This is a genomic window from Vibrio sp. HENC-03, from assembly GCF_000305755.2.
In the GTDB taxonomy this organism is placed as follows: domain Bacteria; phylum Pseudomonadota; class Gammaproteobacteria; order Enterobacterales; family Vibrionaceae; genus Vibrio; species Vibrio owensii.
This window is the reverse complement of the sequence record NZ_JH976128.1, coordinates 128,512-143,500: the sequence shown is the minus strand read 5'-3', so window position 1 is coordinate 143,500 and position 14,989 is coordinate 128,512. Positions and strand designations below refer to the sequence as shown.

13 protein-coding genes and 1 riboswitch are annotated in these 14,989 nt (G+C 45.8%); of the genes, 4 read left to right on the top strand and 9 right to left on the bottom strand.

What is annotated here, in order from left to right; translation table 11 throughout:
• Window positions 1–99 precede the first annotated feature (99 nt).
• The 4 genes from glpD to VCHENC03_RS04365 all read right to left on the bottom strand — a co-directional run bounded on the left by glpD (window position 100) and on the right by VCHENC03_RS04365 (window position 5,253).
• The gene (gene glpD / locus VCHENC03_RS04350; RefSeq protein ID WP_009707474.1) at window positions 100–1,659 is read right to left on the bottom strand and encodes a glycerol-3-phosphate dehydrogenase; all 1,560 of its coding nucleotides are present in this window, start codon (window positions 1,657–1,659) and stop codon (window positions 100–102) included.
• Window positions 1,660–1,839: 180 nt separating this feature from the next.
• Window positions 1,840–2,631, bottom strand: coding sequence for a DeoR/GlpR family transcriptional regulator (locus VCHENC03_RS04355; RefSeq protein ID WP_009707473.1), 792 nt, complete (start codon window positions 2,629–2,631; stop codon window positions 1,840–1,842).
• A 191-nt stretch (window positions 2,632–2,822) separates the two neighbouring features.
• On the bottom strand, window positions 2,823–4,340 hold the full coding sequence (gene glpK, locus VCHENC03_RS04360) for a glycerol kinase GlpK (protein WP_005436582.1): 1,518 nt from the start codon (window positions 4,338–4,340) through the stop codon (window positions 2,823–2,825).
• Between the two features lie 58 nt (window positions 4,341–4,398).
• Window positions 4,399–5,253, bottom strand: coding sequence for an MIP/aquaporin family protein (locus tag VCHENC03_RS04365; RefSeq protein WP_005436583.1), 855 nt, complete (start codon window positions 5,251–5,253; stop codon window positions 4,399–4,401).
• A gap of 872 nt (window positions 5,254–6,125) precedes the next feature.
• Between VCHENC03_RS04365 and glpT the strand changes: the two genes are divergently transcribed.
• The 4 genes from glpT to VCHENC03_RS04385 all read left to right on the top strand — a co-directional run bounded on the left by glpT (window position 6,126) and on the right by VCHENC03_RS04385 (window position 10,001).
• A complete protein-coding gene (gene glpT, locus VCHENC03_RS04370) occupies window positions 6,126–7,493 on the top strand; it encodes a glycerol-3-phosphate transporter (RefSeq protein WP_009707471.1) in 1,368 nt (455 codons plus the stop codon).
• A 53-nt stretch (window positions 7,494–7,546) separates the two neighbouring features.
• The gene (gene glpQ / locus VCHENC03_RS04375) at window positions 7,547–8,602 is read left to right on the top strand and encodes a glycerophosphodiester phosphodiesterase (protein WP_005436585.1); all 1,056 of its coding nucleotides are present in this window, start codon (window positions 7,547–7,549) and stop codon (window positions 8,600–8,602) included.
• A gap of 484 nt (window positions 8,603–9,086) precedes the next feature.
• Window positions 9,087–9,353 carry a YqaE/Pmp3 family membrane protein gene (locus VCHENC03_RS28225; protein WP_005436586.1) on the top strand — a complete coding sequence of 89 codons (267 nt, stop codon included), beginning with the start codon at window positions 9,087–9,089 and terminating at the stop codon, window positions 9,351–9,353.
• A complete protein-coding gene (locus tag VCHENC03_RS04385; RefSeq protein WP_009707470.1) occupies window positions 9,354–10,001 on the top strand; it encodes a hypothetical protein in 648 nt (215 codons plus the stop codon).
• Between the two features lie 74 nt (window positions 10,002–10,075).
• On the opposite strand, the gene dapD is transcribed toward VCHENC03_RS04385, so the two are convergent.
• The 5 genes from dapD to VCHENC03_RS04410 all read right to left on the bottom strand — a co-directional run bounded on the left by dapD (window position 10,076) and on the right by VCHENC03_RS04410 (window position 14,878).
• Window positions 10,076–11,107, bottom strand: coding sequence for a 2,3,4,5-tetrahydropyridine-2,6-dicarboxylate N-succinyltransferase (gene dapD / locus VCHENC03_RS04390; RefSeq protein WP_009707469.1), 1,032 nt, complete (start codon window positions 11,105–11,107; stop codon window positions 10,076–10,078).
• Window positions 11,108–11,431: 324 nt separating this feature from the next.
• Entirely contained in the window at window positions 11,432–12,415 is a 984-nt protein-coding gene (locus tag VCHENC03_RS04395) for a GGGtGRT protein (RefSeq protein ID WP_009707468.1), read from the bottom strand.
• 23 nt (window positions 12,416–12,438) lie between these two features.
• Window positions 12,439–13,131, bottom strand: a complete 693-nt coding sequence (locus tag VCHENC03_RS04400) for an iron-sulfur cluster assembly scaffold protein (RefSeq protein ID WP_009707467.1) — start codon at window positions 13,129–13,131, stop codon at window positions 12,439–12,441.
• Window positions 13,132–13,263: 132 nt separating this feature from the next.
• Window positions 13,264–13,339, bottom strand: a riboswitch (Fluoride riboswitch).
• 156 nt (window positions 13,340–13,495) lie between these two features.
• Window positions 13,496–13,795: a YebG family protein gene (locus VCHENC03_RS04405; protein WP_009707466.1), complete on the bottom strand. Its 300-nt coding sequence runs from the start codon at window positions 13,793–13,795 to the stop codon at window positions 13,496–13,498.
• 165 nt (window positions 13,796–13,960) lie between these two features.
• Window positions 13,961–14,878 carry a LysR family transcriptional regulator gene (locus tag VCHENC03_RS04410; RefSeq protein WP_005427361.1) on the bottom strand — a complete coding sequence of 306 codons (918 nt, stop codon included), beginning with the start codon at window positions 14,876–14,878 and terminating at the stop codon, window positions 13,961–13,963.
• Between the last annotated feature and the right edge of the window lie 111 nt (window positions 14,879–14,989).

The following is a 14,989-nucleotide window of genomic DNA, read 5'->3' as shown; positions in this document are numbered from 1 at the left end:
AAAACTTTTTGTGCTTTCGATAGAAGCGTTTGATGCTGAGTATTCACCGGAAAAAGAAAAAGCCTGCGGGGTGCAGGCTTTGTATTAGGAGAGTCCAATTTAACTTACTTGTGAGAGGCTAACGACTTTTTGTTGCAGCTTCTCTTTTAGATATTCTGCCAGTGCGATTTTCTCCTCTTCGTTCATGTATAAACCAAGTTTTGTACGACGCCATAAGATGTCTTCATCGGTTAGCGCCATTTCGTGATTCATCAAGTAATCAATTTCACGTTGATATACGCCACTTGCTTGCTCTGAGAAGCAGTGACCAAGATCTTCTAAGCTGTTAGTGCCTTCCATCAGATCCCAAGTTTGTGTACCAAACTGAGTCACATAACGCAGCAACATCGCTTCTGATGCCCACGAGTACTTCGCATGAATCATCTTCGCTAGTTGCTCACGGCTGCAACTGAAGTTACCGCCAGGAAGTGTTTGGTTTGCTGTCCAATCTTTACCCATTTCAGGTAGGAATGGGGCAAGTTTCTTCATTGCTGCTTCACCAAGCTTTCGGTAAGTCGTAAGCTTGCCGCCGAACACTGAAAGTAAAGGTGCGTGGTCGTATTCAGCGTCGAGTTCTAGTGTGTAGTCACGTGTGATCGCTTGCGGTGAGTCAGACTCATCATCACACAACGGACGTACACCACTGTATGTCCACACCACGTCTTCACGGCTTAGCTGGTGGACAAAGTGTTGGTTAACGATATCGATCAAGTAATCGACTTCATCTTCGGAAATCGCGACTTCACGCGGATCGCCTTTGTACTCCACATCTGTTGTACCAATGATCGAGAACTTATCTAGGTAAGGGATCATAAATACGATGCGGTTATCTTTGTTTTGTAGGATGTAGGCCTGCGGTTCATTGTGGATACGAGGAACAACGATGTGCGAGCCTTTGATCAAACGAATGTTGCGAGGGGAGGTTTGCTCTAATCCTTCATCAAAGAACTGTTTCACCCATGGACCAGCAGCGTTAACTAAAGCTTTCGCTTTGCGTTCGAAGCGTTGGTCTGTGGTGACGTCATGAATAGTGACATGCCAGATGCCACCTTCACGGTGTGCTTTTTCTACGCGGCAGTAGTTGCGAACTTCTGCGTTATTCTCTTTAGCCGCTAGAACGTTCAATAACACCAAGCGTGCGTCATCTACCCAACAATCTGAGTATTCGAAACCGGTTTTCATTTCAGGTTTTAATAGACCTGATTTTGCGAGGTTGACGGTTTTGCTGCCAGGAAGAGTGGTTCGTTTACCCAAGTTATCGTAAAGGAACAAGCCACAGCGGATCATCCAAGCTGGGCGTAAAAATGGACGATGAGGTAAACGGAAGCGCATTGGCAGAGCCACATGAGGCGCTTTACGTAAGATCACTTCACGCTCAGCGAGCGCTTCCGAAACCAAACGAAACTCATAGTGTTCAAGGTAACGTAATCCACCGTGGATCAGTTTTGAACTTGCAGAAGAGGTTGCCGATGCGAAGTCGTTAGCTTCATACAAACCGACGCTTAAACCACGGCCAGCAGCATCTGCAGCAATACCAGCCCCGTTAATGCCGCCGCCGATCACGATCATGTCTAGAGTAGGGGATGAATTCGTCGTGGAAGCATTTTGTTGGATACTCATAAATTTGACCTCTTGGTGAGCGAACGAGCATTTTAGAACATGAGTTTATCCTAGCTTAGGTTTCGTTTTTGGTCATTATTTATTTTCGTTTATGAGCGTTTTGTGTGATTTGGGCACAAAAAAAACCTCTGCCTAATTAAGACAGAGGTCATTTATGCGCGTAAATAGTGAGTGTAAACGCTATTCTGTTATCGCTCTTTCCATTTCTGTATCAACCACTTCGAGCGGAACTGCTGCTTCTTTTAGAATCGCGAGAATCTCTTCTGGTGGTTGTTTGTTGGTGAATACCATGTTCAATTGCGCGATATTGCCCAGTTTCACCATAGCATTGCGACCAAATTTCGAATGGTCAACCGCAAGGAACACACTGCGGCTGTTATCAATAATTGCCTGTTTAACGCGAACTTCATGATAATCAAAGTCCAGTAGTGAGCCATCAAAATCGATACCACTGATGCCTAAAATGCCGAAATCGAGGCGGAATTGTTTGACGAAATCGAGCGTCGCTTCACCGACAATACCGCCGTCACGGTTGCGAACTTCACCGCCCGCCAAAATAACTTTGATTTCTGGGTTTGGTAAAAGAATGGTGGCAACATTAATGTTATTGGTCACCACGCGAAGTTGTTTGTGGTTTTTATTGAGCGCTCGAGCGACGGCTTCTGGCGTGGTACCGATATCAATAAACAAAGTTGCGCCATCTGGAATGTGTTTTACGAGTTCTTCCGCAATGACATCTTTTTCATTGAAGTTAAGCGCTTTACGCGTGTTGTATGAGGTGTTCTCTGAACTGAGAGGAATGGTTGCACCACCGTGGTAGCGACGAATTTTGTTTTCATCTGCGAGGTCATTTAGGTCGCGGCGAATAGTTTGAGGACTAACATTAAATTTTTCTACCAGCTCATCCGTGCTGACATAGCCTTGTTTTTTCACCAACTCAACAATCTGTTGGTGTCTTGGTATTTGCTTCACTTAGCACTCCCTTGTGCACTGGTAATCGCCAATGCTTCAAAATCGAAAATAGAAACTTGCTCTATTGTGCTCGAATTAGCGCATTGTGAGAAGCTGTGGGAGTGTGGAATCCGCGATCGAACGCAAAAAAAAGAGCGCCAACTCGGCGCTCTTTACGATTAATCAGGGGGAAACTAATCGTTTATCAGAAATTAATCGTCTTCGTCGTGAAGCTCAGACCAGGTTTGAGCACACTTAACTGCGCGCTTCCAACCTTTGTAGCGACGGTTGCGTTTCTCTTCATCATCGTGTGGTTCGAATGTGCGATCGAGCACTGCTTTGTCTTGCAGTTCATCAATGCTATCCCAGAAACCAACCGCTAGGCCGGCTAGGTAGGCTGCACCCAGAGCGGTCACTTCAGTCACTTGAGGACGGTGAACTTCGGTATTAAGAACATCAGATTGGAACTGCATCAGGAAGTTGTTCGCTACTGCGCCGCCATCCACACGAAGATTCGCGAGTTTGATGCCCGAGTCTGCTTGCATTGCATCTAGCACATCACGAGTTTGGTAAGCGATGCCTTCCAAAGTTGCACGGATAATGTGGTTAGAGTTTACGCCACGAGTTAGACCGACAATCGTACCGCGAGCGTAAGCATCCCAATATGGTGCGCCCAGACCAGTAAACGCAGGAACAACGTAAACACCATTTGAAGTATCTACTTTGGTCGCAAAGTATTCTGAATCTTCGGCACCAGCCAGAATCTTCATTTCATCACGTAGCCATTGAATTGAAGCGCCACCCATGAACACTGCACCCTCAAGAGCGTAAGCTGGCTCGCCTTTTGGACCGCATGCTAGCGTAGTCAACAGACCATTTTTCGATGTGACCTTCTCTTGACCTGTGTTCATCAACAAGAAACAACCTGTACCGTAGGTGTTCTTCGCTTGGCCAGCTTCAACACACATCTGACCATAAAGCGCAGCTTGTTGGTCACCTGCAATACCCGCGATTGGGATACGAGTACCGCCTTTACCACCAATGTTGGTTTGGCCGTAGATTTCTGATGAGCGTTTGACTTCAGGCATCATCGACGCTGGGATACCCATCTCATCCAGCATTTTCTGATCCCAGCATAGGTCATTGATGTTGAACAGCATGGTACGAGATGCGTTAGTGTAATCTGTTACGTGAACGCGGCCTTGAGTCATCTTCCAAACCAGCCAAGTGTCAACAGTACCGAATAGCAGTTTGCCTGCTTCGGCATCTTCGCGTGCGCCTTCAACGTTATCTAGAATCCACTTCACTTTTGTGCCAGAGAAGTAAGGGTCTAAAACCAGACCGGTATTGTCGCGAACGTAATCTTCTAGTCCGCGAGCTTTTAATTCTTCACAAATATCGGCAGTACGGCGACATTGCCACACGATCGCGTTGTAAACCGGCTTGCCTGTTTCCTTGTTCCATACAATTGTGGTTTCACGTTGGTTGGTAATACCGATACCAACAAGTTGGTCGCTACGGATACCGGTTTTTGCAAGTGCTTCAACCAAAGTAGAGCTTTGAGTTGCCCAGATTTCCATTGGGTCATGTTCAACCCAACCAGCCTCTGGATAAATCTGAGTAAATTCTCGCTGAGCGACGCTTACGATATTCGCGTCATGATCCAGAATGACAGCACGAGAGCTTGTCGTGCCTTGGTCTAGGGCAACAATGTATTTTTGCTCAGTCATGGTAAGAATCCTTTTGTTTCGTTATTTATATTTTAGTAAATGTTCGAATGAGTTGGTTTTAAGCTTGAGCTTGTTCTGCTTCTTCTTCGGTCTCGCACTGGTTAGGGATAGTACAGCCATGACCTTGTTGTGGCAGATATGCAGCAATCGCTTTCGGGTACAACCAACCACCGAAGCAAGCACCTGCGATAGGAGCAAGAATTGGAACAATAAAGTATGGGATCTCACGAGCACCGGTCAGTGCGTAATCCCAACCTGCAAAGTAAGCAAACAGTTTAGGGCCGAAGTCACGAGCAGGGTTCATTGCAAAGCCAGTCAGTGGGCCTAAAGAACCACCGATAACCGCAATGAGGATACCGATAAGTAATGGGTTCATCGCGCCGCGAGGTGCGCCGTTGTTCTCATCACCAAGAGCAAGAATGGCAAACATTAGCACTGCAGTAATCACGAATTCCACAGCAAAAGCGCCAAAGAAAGAGAGAGAAGCATGTGGGTAAGTCGAGAAAATGCCCGCTGTCGCTAATGCGTCTTGGCTGCTACGAACGAAGTTGTGTGCGATTTCGTAATCCGTAAACAGGTTACTGTACAAGCTGTAAACCAAAGCAGCAGAGCAAAATGCACCAAGCATTTGCGCAATGATATAAGGCACTACTTTTGCCTTATCAAATCCATGGAACATCGCCAGCGCGATAGTTACGGCAGGGTTGATGTGTGCACCGGATACGCCCGCAGTACAGTAAATAGCGATGGCGACGCCAAAGCCCCATACAATACTGATTTCCCATTGACCAAATTGAGCTCCGGTCAACACAAGTGCAGCAACACAGCCTACGCCAAAAAAGATAAGTAATCCTGTACCGATAAACTCGGCCAAACATTCTCCGAGCAGTGAGGGGTGTTTGTTCGTTGTCATGTTAAGAGTCCTTTAATATTTATGCTTATCTAGCACGGTTCTATTGTGCATATATAAACGTTTGCGAAAACAAACGAGCGTTAAAAATGAGCGTTTGAGCATGAATTTGTTAATCAAACTCTTCGTTTTTGTTAATTGACGCATCTTTTGCTCAAAAAGGAAACTCGACAAAACGATTCAGAAGCTTCAACTTCGATTTGTCGGCCTAAAACTACCGATGTGAAAATCAATGCACAAACTGGTAAGAGGAGTTTTGTGAAGCTGCTTCGTGAATGGTGGTAAATTGCTCAGATTATTGGTCGAAAACTAACTCTAAAGAGCTACCTAACACTAATGATAATAAGGGATTGCTGATATTCAGTCGGTAGGTTGTTATTAGCCCAAAGTAGGAGTGAAAAAAGACGCTGATCTGTGGATGTCATGTCTTGTTTTGCTTTAAAAGTTATTCATCACGAGCGCTAGAAGAGGGGCGTCGTTGTCGCATTCAATTGTTAACACAATGACATTGTTGCAACGTGACTTATTTGGGGTGATAGAACCCAGTTTAGAGCGTCTAAGTTACTCAAACATAAATTTTTGTCTTGAATCTGTGGTCATTTGAGCGCTTGATTCGCTTAATATTGTGATGGTTTTGTTCGTTTGCGCATTTTATGTTGTATGTGAACAGTAACGAAATCTGGGGAAAGTGGAAGCATAGTCTAACTAAAAGCCTCTAATTTTCTGTATTTACTGAAATTTAATTCTTATGCAACATTTGTCACAGAAATAAAAATCGAATCTCATAGAATGCACTCACTTTCGAACGAAACTCCTTTTTGCTCGTTCGCGATTTAATACTCCCTACCATCGCTCACAATATTAATGAGGTTCCTATGTTTGGAATATTCAAACCTAAGGCGCACATCGATCGCTTATCGTCCGATAAGATCGATGGCACTTATTCCCGCTTACGTTGGCAACTCTTCATCGGCATCTTTGTCGGCTATGCCGGCTACTACCTAGTTCGCAAAAACTTTAGCTTGGCGATGCCTTACCTTATTGAACAAGGTTTTAGCCGTGGTGACCTCGGTGTTGCTTTAGCTGCCGTTTCTATTGCCTACGGTTTATCAAAATTCTTAATGGGCAGTGTTTCTGACCGCTCTAACCCTCGTTACTTCTTAAGTGGCGGTCTATTAATGTCTGCACTTGTGATGTTCTGCTTCGGCTTCATGCCTTGGGCTACGGGCAGCATTACCGCGATGTTTATTCTATTGTTCCTAAACGGTTGGTTCCAAGGTATGGGGTGGCCTGCCTGTGGCCGAACCATGGTTCACTGGTGGTCACGTAAAGAACGTGGCGAGATCGTATCGGTTTGGAACGTGGCGCATAACGTAGGTGGTGGTTTGATTGGTCCACTATTTATTCTTGGTCTTTGGGCATTTAACGACGATTGGCGCACCGCTTTCTATGTACCTGCATTTTTTGCCACGCTCGTTGCTGTCTTTATTTGGTTCACGGTAAGAGATACACCGCAGTCTTGTGGTCTTCCGCCAATTGAAGAGTACAAAGACGATTACCCTGACGATTACGACAAGTCACACGAAAAAGAAATGACGGCGAAGGAAATTTTCTTCAAGTATGTCTTTTCTAATAAGTTGTTGTGGTCAATCGCGATTGCGAACGCGTTTGTTTACCTGATCCGCTACGGTGTGTTGGACTGGGCGCCGGTATACCTAAAAGAAGCGAAGGATTTCTCGGTTGATAAATCTTCTTGGGCTTACTTCCTATACGAGTGGGCGGGTATCCCAGGTACGCTATTGTGTGGTTGGATTTCAGACAAACTGTTTAAAGGTCGTCGTGCTCCTGCCGGTATTCTATTTATGGCGTTAGTCACCGTAGCTGTGCTGGTTTACTGGTTCAACCCTGCAGGTAACCCAGCAGTCGATATGATGGCGCTGGTTGCAATCGGCTTCTTGATCTACGGTCCGGTAATGTTGATTGGTTTGTATGCGCTAGAGCTTGCTCCTAAGAAAGCGGCGGGTACGGCTGCAGGTCTAACTGGCTTATTTGGTTACTTGGGCGGTGCGGTAGCGGCAAACGCGATTCTTGGCTACACGGTAGACCACTTCGGCTGGGATGGTGGCTTTATCATCCTAATCGGTTCATGTATTACCTCTATCGTTTGTCTAACTTACGCATTTCTTGGCGAGCGTGCTCACCATGAACAAAAAGCGCGTGAGAAAGAAGCATTGGCGTCATAAAACATTAAAGGGGCGGTGGAATACTGCCCCTTCAATAAGCTAAGGAAAGAACAATGAAAACAACGTCAGTTTGCATGACGGTTCTCGCTCTGAGCATCTCAGCTGGAGCAATTGCACAACCGCTTGTTATCGCGCACCGTGGCGCATCGGGTTATCTACCAGAACATACTTTAGAAGCAAAAGCGTTAGCGTACGCGATGAAACCAGATTACATCGAACAAGATGTGGTGATGACCAAAGACGATCAACTCGTCGTATTGCATGATCATTACCTCGATCGCGTGACCGATGTAGCTGAGCGATTCCCAGACCGTGCTCGTAAAGATGGTCGTTACTACGCGATTGATTTCACGTTGGCAGAAATCAAATCATTGCGAGTCACTGAAGGCTTTAACATCGACGAGAAAGGGAACAAGGTTGCTGGCTATCCGACACGATTCCCAATGTGGAAATCAGACTTCACCGTACCTACTTTTGCCGAAGAAATTGAGCTGATCCAAGGCTTAAATAAAACGCTGGGTTATGACATCGGTATTTACCCAGAAATAAAAGCGCCTTGGTTCCATCGTCATGAAGGCAAAGACATCTCAAAAGCGGTGCTTAACGTTTTAAAACAGTATGGTTACGATTCGCAAGACGACAAAGTATACCTTCAGTGTTTTGATGCGAATGAGCTTCAGCGCATCAACAGTGAGCTCATGCCTGCAATGGACATGGATTTAAAGCTCGTTCAGCTCATGGCTTACACCGACTGGAACGAGACCATGGAGTACAAAGGCGACAAGGCAACACCATACAGTTATGACTGGATGTTTGAAGCCAATGGTATGAAGAAGGTCGCGGAATATGCGGAAGGGATCGGTCCTTGGAAGCCAATGTTGGTGGATGACAAATCAACCAAGGATAACATCATCATCAAACCTTTGATGAAAGCGGCAAAAGATGCGGGCTTGCAAGTGCACCCTTATACTTTCCGAGCGGACCCAGGGCGTATTCCTGCGTACACGGATAGCTTCGATGGCATGATGGATATCTTCTACAATCAGGTGAAAGTGGATGGTTTGTTTACTGACTTCCCTGATAAAGCGGTGAACTTTCTGAACAAATAAAGTTCTAAAAACAGAGTGTTTGAAACGCTCAGTATTACGTCACACGCCATGTCGTAACAATAGGCTCTCATTGAGCAATCATTATCCCTCAACAGTGACTCTCCTGTTGGGGGATTTTTTATATGTATAGAACGCGAGAAACACCGTTTTACTTCTCTTTCATTGTTCCCGCTGTGTATGCATCCCCGTTGTTCTTGATTTATAGATGCTAAATATTCATCCCTCTGACACGGTTACTATATAGCGGTATTGTAAATTGGTGCCCTTTGCTAATGCCATTGTGGAGAAGATTGTGTTCCAGTGGCTTAGTTTACCCTTTCAGCTTGCCGCTTAAGTCTTGCTTCACATGTCGGTTCGTAGCTCCAAATTCTTAGGCGGCTTTTTCTTTTGAACAAAGCGATCTCGACGGCAATCCATTTGTTGATAAGCCGAGCATCAGTGCGCAATACGATCATGAATAATAAAAGACTTAATAGGACATGACATGAGACTAGTACTTGCCATTCTAATTCCTTGGCTTCAATTTTTTACTATTGGCCGTTATTGGGCGGGCGTGATCTGTTTGCTATTGCAGATTACTTTAATCGGTTGGTTGCCTGCGGCCATTTGGTCTGTCTATGCATTGGTTAATTACGAAACGGATAAGAAAATCGAGAAATTGGCTGCAGAGAAAGATGGCCCTGAGACGTTCTCAAACTACGCTCGAAAAGCGCCAGCATCGTCTGATCAAGATGGTGGTGGAGACGAGTAAGTGTTTTCGTCGAATACAAGTAAGCCATATTTCTCTTATTGCTTACTTTTGAGTTGTTTTGGGTTTGCTTCTGGTGCACAGGCAGAGCTCACGATTCAAGAAGCGGTCGATTTATGGATATTAGATGGGGCAGAGTTTCGTCAGATGGTGAAGTGCTCCCCGCAAGCGCAGTTGAATAACAGTGTGCAGCAAATCTATTACGATTCGTCATCTTGTGTATTGAGCGAACTGGCGACTTACGCTTTGGCTAAAGAGTGTTTTGGTGATGCGAAGGCTCAGCGCGTCAATATTCTGGATGCCGCGGATAAATCGAAAGTGATGTCTTTTGATATCAACGCTGCCAGCTGTTCGTTATTAGAGAAAAAAGCGGGTCAGAAGAAATCAAAACCGGCGCCTCCGCCAAAACCATCTCAACCATCGACATCAAATTCTAAGGCTTACGTTGTTCAGCTCTACTCTGGTGTTAAGCCACCGAACAAGGTATTTGCTCAGTGTGCGACTGTACCTTTATACGAGCACCACATTCATGGTTCGTACTATCTGTTCAGTGATGTTTACTTCCATTATTCAGAAGCTAAACAATTGATGGCTCATTTGCAGTACGAATGCCCTGATTTATCGATGTGGATTCGCCCGATAAAGCGTTAGTTAAGGCTGCTAATAAAAAATCCCCCAACAGTTTCCTGCTGGGGGATTTTTCGTAGGGCTAATTCACAAATGAATTAGTTGTTTTTATGCAGTTCGCTGTTTAGTTCAACCGCGCTCTTGTTTGCAAGACACTCGATTTGACCTGTTACAGAGTTACGACGGAACAGTAGGTCAGAAACACCAGCAAGATCACGTGCTTTCACTACTTCTACTTCTTGGCCAGCAGAATCTAGCATGCGTACTTTAGAACCAGCAGTTACGTATAGACCTGATTCGATAGTACAACGGTCACCCATTGGGAAACCAAGACCTGCGTTCGCGCCTAGTAGCGAGTTTTCACCGATAGAAACCACAACTTTACCGCCGCCAGATAGCGTACCCATGATAGATGCGCCGCCGCCGATATCAGAGCCGTTACCAACCACTACGCCAGCAGAGATACGACCTTCAACCATGCTCACGCCAGTTGTACCCGCGTTGAAGTTGATGAAGCCTTCGTGCATTACCGTTGTGCCTTCGCCAACGTGTGCGCCAAGACGTACGCGAGAAGTGTCAGCGATACGAACGCCAGTTGGTACCACGTAGTCCACCATTTTAGGGAACTTGTCTACGCAATCTACGCTTAGTGCACGACCCGCTAGGCGAGCTTCGATTTGACGCTCTGCTAGTTCAGGTAGGTCGATTGGACCTTCGTTAGTCCATGCGATGTTGTGTAGTAGACCGAAGATGCCGTCTAGTACCGTGCCGTGTGGTTGAACTAGGCGGTTAGAGATAAGTTGAAGCTTTAGGAAGCCTTCAGCAACACTTTGTGGCTGTTCGTCAGTTGCAAGGATAACCAGTACAAGTGGTTGTGCTGATTCTGCTGCTTTTGCTGCGAAAGATGCGTTTACCGCATCGCCGTTTGCTTCAAATGCTGCTGCCAGTTCTGCGCTTTGTGCTGCAGAGATCTCGATAGCTTGGTTGCCTTGCTCGTAACCTGCTACTGCTGCTAGTGCGTTAACAAGCGCTTCGCTTGGGTTAAGAACTGGGTTTGGGAAAAACGCTTCGATGATTTTGCCGTCGCGGTTTTTAGTTGCCGTACCAAAGGCTAGAGAGAAGAAAGCCATAGTTGATCTCCATGTGTTGAGTCTTGTGTCTCGTCTGTTCACTGACAAGAAATAATTAAGTTGTCAGCCATCATAAAGAGAGTGTTGGGGAGTTTAAAGAGGGGAAATGGAGAAAGTCTGTAGATGGATACCTTTTGTCTTTTTAGAGATATGTTTGTCTGATGAGAAATGTGTCGCAAAAGCCTTATCAGACCGATTTTGGACAGAGACACAGTGAAGTTGGAGAAGGGGGTATCACAAAAAATAAGGGGAGGACCGAAGTCACTCCCCCTACACTGGGTTTGTTGGATTTACTGGCTTTAGATAGTAAAGCGATAAATCGATTTAGAGGCTTAGCTCACCGACCTCTACTGCAAGTGCAACCGTTGCCCCTACCATTGGATTGTTGCCCATACCGATGAAGCCCATCATCGCTACGTGTGCAGGTACTGAAGAGCTGCCCGCGAATTGTGCATCGGCGTGCATGCGACCCATAGTGTCTGTCATGCCGTAGGATGCAGGACCTGCCGCCACATTATCTGGGTGTAGAGTACGACCAGTCCCACCACCTGATGCCACAGAGAAGTAAGGCATGCCTTCACGGTTACGTTCCGCTTTGTAGATACCTGCTACAGGGTGTTGGAAGCGAGTCGGGTTGGTTGAGTTACCTGTGATGCTCACATCCACTTGTTCTTTATGCATGATAGCCACGCCTTCACGCACATCGTCTGCACCGTAGCAAAGGATCTCACCTCGTGGACCTTGGGAGAAACGGCGACGTTCTACTTCCACTAACTCACCAGTTTGGTAGTTGTATTGAGTGCGCACGTATGTGAAACCGTTAATGCGTGAGATTAGGTAAGCGGCGTCTTTACCCAAACCATTTAGGATAACTTTCAACGGATTTTTACGTGATTTGTTCACGTTCAATGCGATTTTGATTGCGCCTTCTGCCGCTGCGAATGACTCATGACCGGCAAGGAAAGCGAAACAGCCACTTTCTTCATTCAATAGACGAGCCGCCAATGCACCGTGACCGATGCCCACTCGGCGTTGCTCTGCGACGCTGCCTGGTTTTGTGCAGGCTTGAAGGCCTTCACCGATGATGTTTGCAGCTTCTTCTGCTGTTTTTGCTCCGCGAAAAATCGCCAAAGCAGTGCCTAGCGTGTAGGCATCGGCAGCGCTTTCAAACGCGATAGGTTGAGTGTCCATCACTAGTGCTTTAGGGTCGATACCACGATCCATACAGTATTGGTAAGCCTCTTCCAGAGAAGAAAGTTGCATTTCGTCTAATGTGCGACGTACAGATTCAGTAATTGGAGTGTTCATAATCTCTTTCCTCTTGGTGGCAATTATTGTTGGCGTGGGTTGATGGTAGATACTGCTTCGTCAAAACGACCGTAAGTCCCCGTTGCTTTGTCTGCGGCTTCTGCTGCAGATACGCCTTCGTTGATGGCTTTCATCATCTTGCCTAGGTTGAGATATTGGTAACCAATCACTTCTTTGTTTTCGTCTAGTGCGAGTTTTGTTACGTAGCCTTCAGCTAACTCCATGTAACGTACGCCTTTTGCTTTAGTTGAGTAGCTAGTACCCACTTGGCTACGTTGAGTTTGACCAAGGTCTTCCAGTGCCGCACCAATTTCCAAGCCGCCTTCAGAGAAAGCAGATTGAGTACGACCGTAAACAAATTGAAGGAAGATTTCGCGCATCGCGACGTTGATAGCATCACATACCAAATCGGTATTCAGTGCTTCAAGAATGGTTTTGCCAGTTAGGATTTCTGCGGCCATCGCTGCTGATTGAGTCATGCCTGAACAGCCGATCGTTTCGATCAAAGCTTCTTCGATGATGCCATTTTTGACGTTAAGGGTCAGTTTTGCTGCGCCTTGTTGAGGAGCACAAGCACCAACGCCGTGGCTAAGACCAGAAATCGCGATAACGTCTTTTGGATTGATCATTGCGCCTTCAACAGGGATCGGTGCAGATGCATGAAGATCGCCGCGTTGAATCGGGCACATTGATTGGATTTCGTGTGAATATTGCATAATGTTTTCCCAGTGTATTTTTATTTTTTGAGAAAACAGGAGCGGGGTTGGAGAAGAGTTGAATTGCTCACTACAGAACTCTTGCTTTCACAACACAGGCGAAAGCATTTCCAACAGGGCTGACCTGTTTTCGTTTCTGTAGGAGTCATTAGCTTTGAAAGCGGTTCGAACCTTTCGATTCCGGTGGCACCCCATCACCGTGCCTATTTAGATTAGATCTAAGTCACACTAATCTGCAACATGAAATTTAGAGCAATTTGGGATATCAAATCGGTTCTTTATATTCTCAGAGATATATGGCGATAAATACAACGCATAAAAAAACGCCGCATAATGCGACGTTTTTTCTAAACAAATGAGAGGCTTATGCAGCGTCTTCTTGATCGCCATCTTCTTCAACAGCTTCAAGCTTCTTTGCTTTTTTTGGTGCAGGTTTACGTTTTGCACCCAGAGCGTAAAGCACTTCTTCTTTGTTTTGCGCAAGGTACATTGCAAGATCTTCTTGCTTACCTTCGTCTTCTAGAAGTTCACTCTTACCCAGCAGTGAGAATAACTCGTCCGCCATATCCAGCATTTTGTCGTATGCGTCAGCTTCCGCTTTAGAGGTAAAAGTCATTTTCTCTTCTCCATTGCGTTCTACCACGTACTTGACGATTACAGCCATGGTTGGTCCTCTAAGTTAATTTGTTAAATTTTATACTGGCTTTTTATACAGTTTTTGACCAATTAAGTCTAGCCACAAGCCTCAGAATGAGAGCCGTGTACAACTAAGTGACCAGCATTTGAACTATCTGCCTTGAACTATCTCCCGTGAACGACCCATCTCGAACTAGCCATCTTTAAGATGAGGGTTCTCTGGTCGCTCCCAATCTTGGCAGAATTCAATGAATGTACGCAGAAGCGGGTTTTGATACTTCTCTTTGTGGATCAAAAGCCAGAAGCGACGCTTCATGTCCAGTGGCATGTTGAGCATTTTCACACGACCATCGCGAATTGCAGGTTCAGCAGATAGGCGTGATAAACAACCTAAGCCAAGTCCGGCAGATACCGAATTGATCAGCGCTTCGGTGGTGTTTAGCTGAAAAGCCTCATGCCAGTGTTCTAGACGCGGAGCGATGGCGCGCATAAAGAACTCTCGAGAGCCAGACCCCGCCTCACGCAGAATCCATTCCGTGTCTTCGAGCTCGTTTAGGCTGATTGGCCCTTCATCGAAGTTAGGGTAATCCGGCGGACAAATCACACACATTTCGTCTTCACTGAATTGCGTTGATTCCAACTCTGGGTGTATGGTCTTGCCCTCGATGAGCGCGATGTCGAGTTCGTACGCGATCAACATGTCACAAATCTGGGCGGAGTTAGAGATGAACAAACTTTGCGATTGGTGATTTGTTTCATCACGAAAATCACTTAACAGGTAAGGCGCAACTTGGTTGCCGATGGTGTCACTGGCACCGATGCGAAGTAGCCCTGATAAGGTTTGGTCGCCATCGAACACACTCTCAATATCCCGAGCTCGGTTGAGGAGTTCATCCGCGAGGGGCAAAAGTTTTTGTCCTTCTTGGTTGAGAATTAAGCGGTTGTTCACCCGGTCAAATAGGTGATGACCAATTTGTTTCTCTAACTCAGACAATGCCATACTCACGGCCGCCTTAGAAAGAAACAGGCTTTCCGAAGCCGCAGTTAGCGTTTTGTGCTGAGTGATCGTAGTAAAAACTTTCAGTTGTTTAAGAGAGATATGACTAGGCATGATATTCCGTTAAGTTTATCTGAACGTTAGTTTTAAATAATTAGATATATTGGAACGAAGTGCAAGAGTAATATACACCCCATAGAAAGTTAGCCTAGATTTTGAGGTCGT

Excerpts from the sequence above, each read along its gene's own strand:
- glpD (WP_009707474.1), bottom strand. The coding sequence starts at position 1,659 with ATGAGTATCCAACAAAATGCTTCCACGACGAATTCATCCCCTACTCTA.
- VCHENC03_RS04395 (WP_009707468.1), bottom strand. The coding sequence starts at position 12,415 with ATGAACACTCCAATTACTGAATCTGTACGTCGCACATTAGACGAAATG.
- VCHENC03_RS04405 (WP_009707466.1), bottom strand. The coding sequence starts at position 13,795 with ATGGCTGTAATCGTCAAGTACGTGGTAGAACGCAATGGAGAAGAGAAA.
- VCHENC03_RS04400 (WP_009707467.1), bottom strand. The coding sequence starts at position 13,131 with ATGCAATATTCACACGAAATCCAATCAATGTGCCCGATTCAACGCGGC.
- VCHENC03_RS04410 (WP_005427361.1), bottom strand. The coding sequence starts at position 14,878 with ATGCCTAGTCATATCTCTCTTAAACAACTGAAAGTTTTTACTACGATC.
- dapD (WP_009707469.1), bottom strand. The coding sequence starts at position 11,107 with ATGGCTTTCTTCTCTCTAGCCTTTGGTACGGCAACTAAAAACCGCGAC.
- glpT (WP_009707471.1), top strand. The coding sequence starts at position 6,126 with ATGTTTGGAATATTCAAACCTAAGGCGCACATCGATCGCTTATCGTCC.
- glpK (WP_005436582.1), bottom strand. The coding sequence starts at position 4,340 with ATGACTGAGCAAAAATACATTGTTGCCCTAGACCAAGGCACGACAAGC.
- glpQ (WP_005436585.1), top strand. The coding sequence starts at position 7,547 with ATGAAAACAACGTCAGTTTGCATGACGGTTCTCGCTCTGAGCATCTCA.
- VCHENC03_RS04365 (WP_005436583.1), bottom strand. The coding sequence starts at position 5,253 with ATGACAACGAACAAACACCCCTCACTGCTCGGAGAATGTTTGGCCGAG.
- VCHENC03_RS28225 (WP_005436586.1), top strand. The coding sequence starts at position 9,087 with ATGAGACTAGTACTTGCCATTCTAATTCCTTGGCTTCAATTTTTTACT.